Here is a 10164-nt window from a genome sequence, read left to right as displayed (position 1 = left end):
GCCGTCAGAAGGCGGTGTCGGCGGTCGCCGTCGGCCTTCTTTCGTGAAGCATCCGCAAGCGAGTGACGATCCCGCTGGCGATCGCTTCAAGCCGCGCGCGATCGGTGATCGCGATCTGATCGCGCCTCGGCATGGCGATGACGTGCATCTCGCGCAACTGGCGAAAAGCCCGGCAGACCGACTCTGGCGAGGTGGCGAGATAGGCGGCGATGTCGGTCTGCGGCAGCGGGAGCAGCGCGGCGCCGTCCGCGCTGATCGGCAGGCGATCGACGATCGAGGTCAGGAAAGCGCAGACCCGCACCACCACCCCGTTCCGGCCGATGATCATACCCCGGCGGAAGATCGGGTCCTGCTCGGCGCAGATCGAAGGCAGCAGCCGGCCATCCTCGCGGCAACTGCGAATCAGCGCCTCGTGCCAGCGCACGCGCGAATGGCGGACGTAGAGCACGTCCGTCACCGCCTCGGCGGTGAAGCGATAGCATTCGGAAAGCGGCAGCCCGATCTGGTCGCCGGCGAAGAAGAAGGCGGTGACTTGCCGGTCTCCCTCGCTGGACACGTTGACGCCTCGCGCGATGCCTCGGCGCAGCTCGTAGACATGATCGCAAGGATCGCCTTCGAGGAACAATATCTCGCCCGATCCCGCCGGCATGGCGATGTCGCGGTATCCGGGCTGCGATCTGGCAAGATTGTGCATGGTGGCTCCCGATGCTTGTCCGGGAAGCCTATTGATCCTGCCGGACGGTGGCATTGTGTTATGTACTTAGCGGCCATTCGCAGGGAGGTGGCCTGCAAACCAGGCCCAAGGCCATCGCGTTTTGGCGCATCGCGCGTGATCGCGGCCAAGTCGTGGCTTTGCCGATGTGCTATCAAGGCAATGACAGAGGGCGAGTTGGCGAATCCGGCGCCCTTTTGCGAAGCCCGGCTTCCCCGGAACGCCGTGGCTCGAACCGGCAAGGCCCTGGCTGGCTTGGCTCATGGCGACCATCGTCTGACCCTGTCCGCAAGGTAGCCAGTACAGTGATGGCGCCTCAGGTTTCGGCCGTTGCGGGCGCGCGCCTGAGCATGGCCGCTTCGGCTTCGGCGATCGACTGGACCGTCTTGAGGAAGCTGTCGGGGTTGAGCGAGATCGAATCGATCCCCTCGCTCACGAGGAAAGCCGCGAAATCGGGATGGTTGCTCGGCGCCTGGCCGCAGATGCCCACCTTGATGCCCGCCGTGTGCGCGCGCGTTATCGCGTCGCTGATCGAGGTCGTGACCGCGGCGTCGCGTTCGTCGAACAGGCCGGCGAGGATGTCGGAATCGCGGTCGACGCCAAGCAGCAACTGGGTGAGGTCGTTGGAGCCTATTGAAAATCCATCGAAGCGCTTCGCGAATTCCGCCGCGAGCACGACATTGGCCGGAATTTCGCACATCATATAGACTTCCAGCCCCTTGCCGCCCTCGGTTGTATCCCCGCGCCGGAGCCCGTTGGCGGCCATTTCTGCGAGCACGCGATCCGCCTCGCCCGGCGTGCGACAGAAGGGGACCATCACGATGACATTGGTGAAGCCCATCTCCTCGCGCACGCGCTTCAGTGCCCGGCATTCCAGCGCGAAGCCTTCGCGATAGCGGGGATCGTAGTAGCGTGACGCGCCGCGAAAGCCGATCATCGGGTTCTCCTCGGCGGGTTCGAAGGCGCCGCCGCCGATCAGCCGGGCATATTCGTTGGTCTTGAAATCGCTGAGCCGGACGATCGCCGGATGCGGATACCACGGCGTCGCCAGCCGGGCGATGCCGCGCGCGAGCGTATCGACGAAGTAGTCCTCGGGCGAGGCATGGCCGCGCGCCAGCTCGCGTATCGTCCTCTGCTCGGCCGGGCTGACCCTTTCGGGGTGGACCAGCGCCATGGGATGGACGCGGACGAGGTTGCCGATGATGAATTCCATCCGCGCCAGGCCGACACCCTTGGCCGGAAGCTGCCACCAGGCGAAGGCGGTGGCGGGGTCGGCGATGTTGACCATCACTTGCGTGCGCGTGGCGGGCAGCTTGCCCAGTTCCACTTCCTCGCGCGTGAAGGCGAGCTTGCCGGGATAGACCCGGCCCTTCTCACCCTCGGCGCAGGAAAGCGTGATCGACACGCCATCGCTGAGCAGGGCGGTTGCCCGGCCCGTGCCGACCACGGCGGGCACGCCCAGTTCGCGGCTGACGATGGCGGCGTGGCTGGTGCTGCCGCCATGATCGGTGACGATGCCGGCGGCGCGCTTCATCACCGGCACCCAATCGGGATCGGTGTTGCCCGTCACCAGGATCGCGCCATCGGGAAAACGCGCGAGATCGGCCGGCGACCGGATCACGCAAGCCTTGCCGGCGGCTATCGCGTCGCCGATCGCGGCGCCCGAGAGGATCGGCTCGGGCCTGGCCTTTAGCCGGTAGCGGACGAAGTTCGAGCGGCTCTTGCCGGCCTGCACCGTCTCGGGTCGGGCCTGGACGAGATAAAGTTCGCCGCTCGTGGCGTCCTTGGCCCATTCGATGTCCATCGGCCGGCCATAGTGACGCTCGACAGCGACGGCCCAGCGGGCGAGCTGGAGGGTGTCGTCGTCATCCAGCACCAGCCGGCGCCGCTGTGCGGGCGATGTCTTGATCAGCCGGGTACGCTCGCCGCCGCCGGCATAGATCAGCTTCACCGCCTTGGCGCCGCAGTCCCGCGCGATGATCGGCCGCATCCCGGCCTGTTCTAGCAAGGGCTTGAACACCATGACGCGATCCGGCTCGACCTCTCCCTGGACGACGGTTTCGCCAAGGCCCCAGGTGGCACTGATCATCACGACGTCGGGAAACCCGGATTCGCTGTCGAGCGTGAAGATCACGCCCGATCCCGCCCGGTCCGAACGCACCATCCGCTGCACGCCGACCGAGACGGCGACGGCGAAGTGATCGAAGCCCTTGGCCTCGCGGTAGGCGATCGCGCGGTTGGTGAAAAGCGAGGCGAAGCAGCGCTGGCAGGCATCGATCAGCGCATCGGCGCCGCGCACGTTGAGGAAGCTTTCGAGCTGCCCCGCGAAGCTGGCGCCGGGCAGATCCTCGGCCGTGGCGCTGGAGCGGACGGCGACCGCCGGGCCGCGCATATCCAGCCGCCGCCCGAGTTCGCCATAGGCTATCCGTATTTCCGCCACGGTCGCCTCGGGCATCCGGCCCTTGAGGATCATCTCGCGAATGGCCTTGCCGGTGCGTTCGAGGCCCGTCTTGCCGGCGTGGAGCCGGTGGATCTGGCGCCGCATCGCCGGCTCGATCCGGTTCGCGGCAAGGAAGGCGCGGTAGGCCGATGTCGTCAGCGCGAAGCCAGCCGGCACGCGGATGCCGTCACCGGCCAAATCGCGCGTGAGCACGCCGAGCGAAGCATTCTTTCCGCCGACAGCGGGAAGATCGTGCATCCCGATCGTCTCGAACCACTTGATGTCAGAAGCCATGGCTGGCTGGAATAAACGCGAGACCTCGCGCCGGGTTGATGGCGGTCAAGTGCGCGGCGCGATTCTTGTCTGATGCCGGTATCATCGCTCGATCGCGGGCGCCTGTTCGATGGCGATGGGCGAATGGCTGTCCGTCACCAGCTCGCGCGAGCTTACCAGAGCCGGATCGCGACCGAGGCGGAGGTACTACGCGAGGTTCCCGACGAGGAGCGCGAGAAATTCCGGATCGTCCCGGACCAGTCGGGCGGATCGGCCTAGACGGCTGCAACTTGGTCGTTCCTGCTGTTCTGCGTCGGCGCAATCGTCGGCACTTCCCGAGGCTGGTGCTGTACCGAAATGCACTTTTCCACGCGTTTCCAAACAGCCTTCGCCCGCCCGGCTGCTTGAAGCGTGCACACCCGAATTTGTTCTCCAGAGGGTTCCCTGACGGCGAAGGCCGGCTAGAGCCTCTCAGGCACTGGCACGTGGTCACAAGCAAGGAAGATTGTTGGAAACGATCACTCTGGTTCTGATTCTGCTTTTCGCCGTGGTGGTGAGTGGGGTGGTTTCGCGGATGTTGCCCTGGGCGATTCCGCGCCCCCTGGTCCAGATCGCGTTCGGCGCGGTGATCGGGCTGATCGCCAACTGGCGCGTCACGCTCGACCCCGATATATTCTTCCTGCTGCTGCTGCCGCCGCTGCTGTTCCTTGATGGCTGGCGGATACCGCCCGAAGGACTGTTCAGGGATGGCAAGACCATCCTCGAACTGGCGCTGGGCCTCGTCGTGTTTACCGTGGTCGGCATGGGGCTGTTCATCCACTGGATGATCCCGGCCATGCCGCTCGCGGTCGCCTTCGCGCTGGCGGCGGTGGTCTCGCCGACCGATCCCATCGCGGTCTCGGCGATTGCCCGGCGCGTACCGATTCCCAGCCGGATGATGCACATCCTGGAAGGCGAATCGCTGCTCAATGATGCGTCGGGCCTGGTTTGCCTGCGCTTCGCGATCGCCGCCGCGCTCACCGGCACCTTTTCCATCCATGACGCCGCGCTCAGCTTCCTGTGGATGGCCTTCGGCGGGATCGCGGTGGGCGCCGGCCTTACCTGGGCGGTGGGCCGGATCAAGGCCTGGCTCAGCCGCCGCCTTGGCGAAGACAGCGGGTCGCAGATCCTCATCAGCCTGCTGATCCCGTTCGGCGCCTACCTGATCGCCGAACATCTGCATTGCTCGGGCATCCTTGCCGCCGTCGCCGCCGGATTGACCATGGGTTTCGTCGAGGGCAGCGGCAAGGCGATGGCGGTCACGCGCATCCGCCGGGCGACCTTCTGGGACGTGATCCAGTTCACCGCCAACGGCATCGTCTTCGTGCTGCTGGGCGAGCAATTGCCGATGATCCTGTCGCAGGCATCGGAAACCGTGCGCCTGACCGGCCATCACGGGCCGTTCTGGCTGGCGCTCTATGTCGTCGCCATCAATCTCGGGCTGGCAGGGTTGCGGTTTCTCTGGGTGTGGCTGTCGTTCCGGCTGACCCAGTTCGGCGGGGGCGAGCGCGGCGCCGGCCCGAACTGGCGCATCGTCGCGGCCATGTCGTTCGCCGGCGTGCGCGGGGCGATCACGCTTGCCGGCGTGCTCACCCTGCCGCTGGCGATGGGTGACGGATCGCCCTTTCCGGCGCGCGAGCTGGCGATCTTCCTTGCGATGGGCGTGATCGTCACTTCGCTGGTCGTCGCCTCGATCTGCCTGCCCTGGCTGCTCAACGGCCTGGAGATGCCGCCCGAGCCTTCGCGCCAGGCCGAGGAGGACGCGGCCCGGATCAGAGCGGCGCAGGCCGCCATCACCGAGATCGAAAAGGTCCAGCACGATCTCGCCGAAGGGCGAAGCGATGCCGATCTTTACGTCGCGGCGGCCGCGCGGATCATGGAAGCCTATCGCCAGCGCATCGAGAACCGGCAAGGCAATGTCGAGGCCAATGCCCTGGGCCGCCATTCCGAACAGGTGGAGCGCGACTTGCGCCTCGCCGCGCTCAAGGCCGAGCGCACCCAGATCTTCCGCATGGTCCGCAAGCGCGAGCTGGGAAGCGATCTGGCTCGTAAGCTGATCCGCGAGATCGACCTGCTCGAGGCGCGTTACGCCGGATAGCCTCGCCGACCGCGCCGGCTATGCCTCGCCCGGCAGCTGCGCCTGGTCGAGCCGCCAATAGTGGCCGCGCCGGGCGATCAGTTCGTCATGCGTGCCCTGTTCAACGACATTGCCGTTCTCCATGTAGACGATCAGGTCGGCGTCGCGGATCGTCGAGAGGCGGTGGGCGATGACGAAGCTGGTGCGTCCGGTGCGCAGCAGCGCCATCGCGCGCTGCACCAGCACTTCGGTGCGCGTGTCGACCGAGCTCGTCGCCTCGTCGAGGATGAGCACGACCGGCCTGGCGATGAAAGCGCGCGCGATCGTGAGGAGCTGGCGCTGGCCCAGGCTGAGGCCGCTGCCGTTCTCGTCCAGCACCGTGTCATAGCCTTGCGGCAACGCCCGGACGAAATCGTCGACATGGCAAGCGCGGGCCGCGGCCATGATCTCCGCCTCGGTCGCGTCCGCCTTGCCATAGGCGATATTGTCGCGGACGCTGCCGCCGAACAGCCAGGCGTCCTGCAGCACCATGCCGAAATGGCGGCGCAGCCCCTCGCGCGACATGGCGCGCGTGTCGATACCGTCGAAGCGGATCGTCCCGCCGTCGATCTCGTAGAAGCGCATCAGCAGGTTGACGAGCGTGGTCTTGCCCGCGCCCGTGGGCCCTACGATCGCGATCGTCTGGCCGGGCAACGCCTCCAGGCTGACATCCTCGAACAGCGGCCGCGCGTGATCGTAGCGGAAGCGGACATGCTCGAACGCGATATGGCCGCGCGGTTCCGCGACGTCCGCGCCGGGGCTCGGCTCGGGGCTCAGCTCGGGGGCGTCGAGCAGCTCGAACACGCGCTCGGCCGATGCCGCCGCCGACTGGACGATCGCCGCCATGCCCGAGATCTGCGACATCGGCTGGTTGAGCTGGCGCACGTACTGGATGAAGGATTGCAGCGCGCCGATCGTCATCGATCCGCTCACGACGCGCAGCCCCCCGCCGATCACCACCGCGATATAGGCAAGATTGCCCACCGCCATGATCGCGGGCTGGATCACGCCGGAAAGGAACTGGGCGCGCAAGGCATTGTCGCTCAGCGCCCGGTTGCTTTTCTCGAACTCTTCGCGGGCGCGCCGCTGGTGGCCGAACACCTTCATCAGGCTATGCCCGGTATAATTCTCCTCGACCTCGCCGTTGAGCACGCCTGTCCAGCGCCATTGCGCGATGAAATGCGGCTGCGAACGGCTGGCGAGCAGCCGCGCCAGCCCGAAGGAAAGGCCGAGGCTGAGCGCGGCGGCGAGCGTCAGCAGCGGCGAGAGGATCAGCATCATCGCCACCGCGCCGATCAGGTGGAGCAGCGACATCAGCAACTGGCTGAGCAGTTGCTGCAAGCCCTGCGTCACGTTGTCGATGTCGTTGGTGACGCGGCTCAGCACTTCGCCGTGCGGTTGCCGATCGAACCACGGCAGCGGCAGGCGGCCGAGCTTCACCTCCGCTTGCCGCCGCATCTCGCGGCTGAGCGTCTGGACGAGGCCATTGATCAGCCATGCCTGTTGCCCGTTGAGCAGGGCCGCCGCCGCCTGCAGCGCGCCGATCACCAGCAGTATCCGGCCCAGCGCGCCGAAGTCGATCGCCCGCGAGGCGCCCACCGCCTGGACAACCAGATCGGTCGCATGGCCGAGCAGCCAGGGCCCGAGCGAACTGAGCGTGACGCTGGCCACCGTGCACAGCAGCGCGAGCCAGAGCCGCAGGCGTGCCGCGCCGAACATTCCGCCAAGGCGTCGCAGCGTGGCACCGGCATCGCGCGCCTTGCCCACGGCGATCGGCATCGGCCCGCCGCGTCCCCCCGGCGCGGGCATACGCGGGCCAGTGACGGGCGCGGGCCCCTGCGAGCGGGAAAGGTCCGCCCCGGTCACGCCGCCGCCTCGCTGGCGCGCTGGGATTCGACGATCTCGCGATAGGCGGCGGAACTCGCCAGCAATTCGTCATGCGTGCCCGCGCCGACGATCTCGCCCTTGTCCAGCACGAGGATGCGGTTGGCGTGGCGCAGCGAATTGACGCGCTGGCCGACGATCAGCACCGCCGCGCCGGGCGAGACCTCGCGGGCGAGCGCGGCGCGCAGCCGCGCGTCGGTGGCGTAATCAAGCGCCGAGGAACTGTCGTCGAACAGGCAGATCGCCGGGCGGCGGACGATGGCGCGGGCGATGGCGAGGCGCTGGCGCTGGCCGCCCGAGAAATTGTCACCGCCTTGCGCCACCGGGGCGGCGAGCCTGAGCGGCATGGCGGCGACGAAATCCTTCGCCTGCGCGACATCAAGCGCGTGCCAGAGCTGGTCGTCGCTGGCGTCGGGCTGGCCGTAGCGCAGATTGTCGGCGATCGTGCCCGAGAACAGGAACGTCTCCTGCGGTACCAGCCCGATCAGGCTCCACAGCGTATCGAGCGGCAGCGACCGGACATCGACGCCGCCGACCAGCACGCTGCCCGAACTCGCGTCGAACAGGCGCGGGATCAGGTTGACCAGCGTGCTCTTGCCCGAGCCGGTGCCGCCGATCACCGCGACCGTCTCGCCCGGCGCGATGCGGAAGCTGACGTTGCGCACGACCGGATGCGCCGCGCCCGGATAATGGAAGCTCACATTGCGGAACTCGACCTCGCCCCGCTCGCGGGCAGTGGCGGGCAGGTCGGCCGGACGCTCCGGCTCGGCGACGGACGAGACGGTCGCCAGCACCTCGGCGATCCGCTGCCCGCTCACCAGCGCCCGCGGCGCCACCGTGAACAGCATCGAGGCGATCATCACCGCGATCAGGATCTGGACGATATAGGTCAGGAAGGCGACCAGCGATCCGACCTGCATCTCGCCCAGCGCGATGCGGTGCGCGGCGAACCAGACCATCGCCACGCTGGTAAGCTGCATGATCAGGTTCGCGGCGGGGATCTGCAGCGCCATCAGCCGGCCGACCCGCAGCGTGGTATCGGTGAGCGCATCGTTGCTCTGGCCGAACCGCGCCCGCTCGGACCTGTCGCGGACGAAGGCGCGGATCACGCGCAGCCCGGTGATCTGCTCGCGCAGGATCAGGTTGAGCCGGTCGATCTGGCCCTGCATGCGCGAGAAGAGCGGCAGGGTGCGTGTGGTGATGATGCCGATGACCAGCGCCAGCAGCGGCACGCTGACGCACAGCAGCAGCGAGAGATGCGCATCCTGGCGCACCGCCATCACCACGCCGCCGATCGCCATCATCGGCGCGGTCATCACCAGCGTCAGCACCATCACCAGCACGGTCTGGAGCTGCTGCACGTCGTTGGTGGTGCGCGTGATCAGCGTCGGCGCGCCGAAGCCGCGCACTTCGGTCAGCGAGAAGATCTGCACACGCGCGAACACCGCCGAGCGCAAGTCGCGGCCGATCCCCATCGCGATGCGCGCGCCCAGCCAGGCGGTGCCGGTCGCGAACAGGATCTGCGCGACCGCGACCGCCAGCATGATCGCGATCATGTGGAGGATGTACGGAGCGTCGTGGCGCAGCACGCCCCGGTCGATCACGTCCGCGCTGAGCGTGGGCAGACTGAGCGCCGAGATCGCTTGTCCCGCCTGGCAGGCTACGAGCAGCAGAAGGGCAAGCGCATAGGGTGCGAGCAATGCCCGCCACGACACGAATTCGCGGGGTCTGAAGCCACCTGTTCCGGGCAAAGATGTGTCGTGTCGGTCGCTTGTCACATCGACTCCGCGAGCCAGGCTGGTTGCCCGCACCGATTGCGCTATCGGCTTTGCTGCGGCCTGACCAGTGCGTGCGGCGATGTCCGTAGCATTCCCGGTGTCGCGCTCCGTCCCTGTACCGGCCTGGGCGGCACCCGTACATTACCGGAGATCGGCGCGGCGTGTTCGGCGGTATTCTTCGGTTCGGTTTGGCAGGCGCGAGGGTCAAGGGCATGATTGCGCATACTTCGGATACCGGCATGGCGGCGCCGGACGTCAAGAACGGGATCGAAATCTGGTTCATCGTGCTGGGCGCGCTGCTGGCGGCGCTGGGCATGATCGCTTCGATCAATCTCCTGTTCGCCACGATCGCGACGACCTATTTCGTCGGCGCGCTGATGTTCGCGGGCGGGATTGCCCAGATCATTCACGCGGCAGGGGTGCGGCGCCTGATGCGGACCGCGCTCTGGGCCCTTTCCGGCGTTCTTTACCTCATGGCCGCCGGCGCACTGCTTTACGATCCGCTGTTCGCCGCCGCAGTGCTGACCTTCGTGCTTGCCGCCGCGCTCGCGGCCTCCGGCTTCGTGCGCGCGGGCTTCGCGTTGCTGGAGCGGCCGGCGGGCTGGGGCTGGGTGCTCGTCTCCGGCGCGTTCAGCATTGCCGCGGGGGTGCTTATCCTGCTTGGCTGGCCGATCAATTCCATCTGGGTGCTGGGGCTGTTCCTCGCGATCGATCTGCTGATCCAGGGCGTGACGCTGATGTTCCTCGGCTTTTCCATCCGCGCCGCCGCGCGCGAGGGCTGACCGGGAAGCGAAAGCGGCAAGCAAGTATCCACGCGGTGTCGAGCAGGGCGGCCGGAAGATCGCCGCCCCCGCCAAGATGCTCGCAAGTTCGCGACGGTTGAGCGAAAAGGATGGCCGGTCCGATGGGCGAGTCGGAGGCG

The 10164-nt window shown here is 67.4% G+C and carries 7 protein-coding genes; 3 read left to right on the top strand and 4 right to left on the bottom strand.

Annotated elements, in window-relative coordinates; translation table 11 throughout:
- Positions 1-4: 4 nt before the first annotated feature.
- Positions 5-694 (bottom strand): Crp/Fnr family transcriptional regulator, encoded by a 690-nt coding sequence (locus PYV00_RS18525; RefSeq protein ID WP_275229769.1) that lies wholly within the window; start codon positions 692-694, stop codon positions 5-7.
- A 334-nt stretch (positions 695-1028) separates the two neighbouring features.
- Positions 1029-3446, bottom strand: coding sequence for a phosphoenolpyruvate synthase (ppsA, locus tag PYV00_RS18520; RefSeq protein WP_275229768.1), 2418 nt, complete (start codon positions 3444-3446; stop codon positions 1029-1031).
- A 72-nt stretch (positions 3447-3518) separates the two neighbouring features.
- Here ppsA and PYV00_RS18515 point away from each other — a divergent pair, with 72 nt between their 5' ends.
- Together PYV00_RS18515 and PYV00_RS18510 are read left to right on the top strand one after the other, a co-directional pair.
- Positions 3519-3704 carry a hypothetical protein gene (locus PYV00_RS18515; RefSeq protein WP_275229767.1) on the top strand — a complete coding sequence of 62 codons (186 nt, stop codon included), beginning with the start codon at positions 3519-3521 and terminating at the stop codon, positions 3702-3704.
- 229 nt (positions 3705-3933) lie between these two features.
- Positions 3934-5562 (top strand): Na+/H+ antiporter, encoded by a 1629-nt coding sequence (locus PYV00_RS18510; protein ID WP_275229766.1) that lies wholly within the window; start codon positions 3934-3936, stop codon positions 5560-5562.
- 18 nt (positions 5563-5580) lie between these two features.
- Here the strand turns inward: PYV00_RS18510 and PYV00_RS18505 are convergent, their stop codons facing one another.
- Positions 5581-7446, bottom strand: a complete 1866-nt coding sequence (locus PYV00_RS18505) for an ABC transporter ATP-binding protein (RefSeq protein ID WP_275229765.1) — start codon at positions 7444-7446, stop codon at positions 5581-5583.
- Positions 7443-9179 (bottom strand): ABC transporter ATP-binding protein, encoded by a 1737-nt coding sequence (locus PYV00_RS18500; RefSeq protein ID WP_275229764.1) that lies wholly within the window; start codon positions 9177-9179, stop codon positions 7443-7445. The genes PYV00_RS18505 and PYV00_RS18500 overlap by 4 nt, the downstream gene beginning before the upstream one ends.
- A gap of 275 nt (positions 9180-9454) precedes the next feature.
- On the opposite strand from PYV00_RS18500, the gene PYV00_RS18495 reads away from it, so the two are divergent.
- Positions 9455-10024, top strand: coding sequence for an HdeD family acid-resistance protein (locus PYV00_RS18495; protein ID WP_275229763.1), 570 nt, complete (start codon positions 9455-9457; stop codon positions 10022-10024).
- Positions 10025-10164 lie beyond the last annotated feature (140 nt).

It is taken from the genome of Novosphingobium album (ex Liu et al. 2023), assembly GCF_029076845.1.
Lineage (GTDB): Bacteria > Pseudomonadota > Alphaproteobacteria > Sphingomonadales > Sphingomonadaceae > Novosphingobium.
The sequence above is the reverse complement of the archived record's forward strand: the minus strand, read 5'-3'. Positions and strand labels throughout refer to the sequence as shown.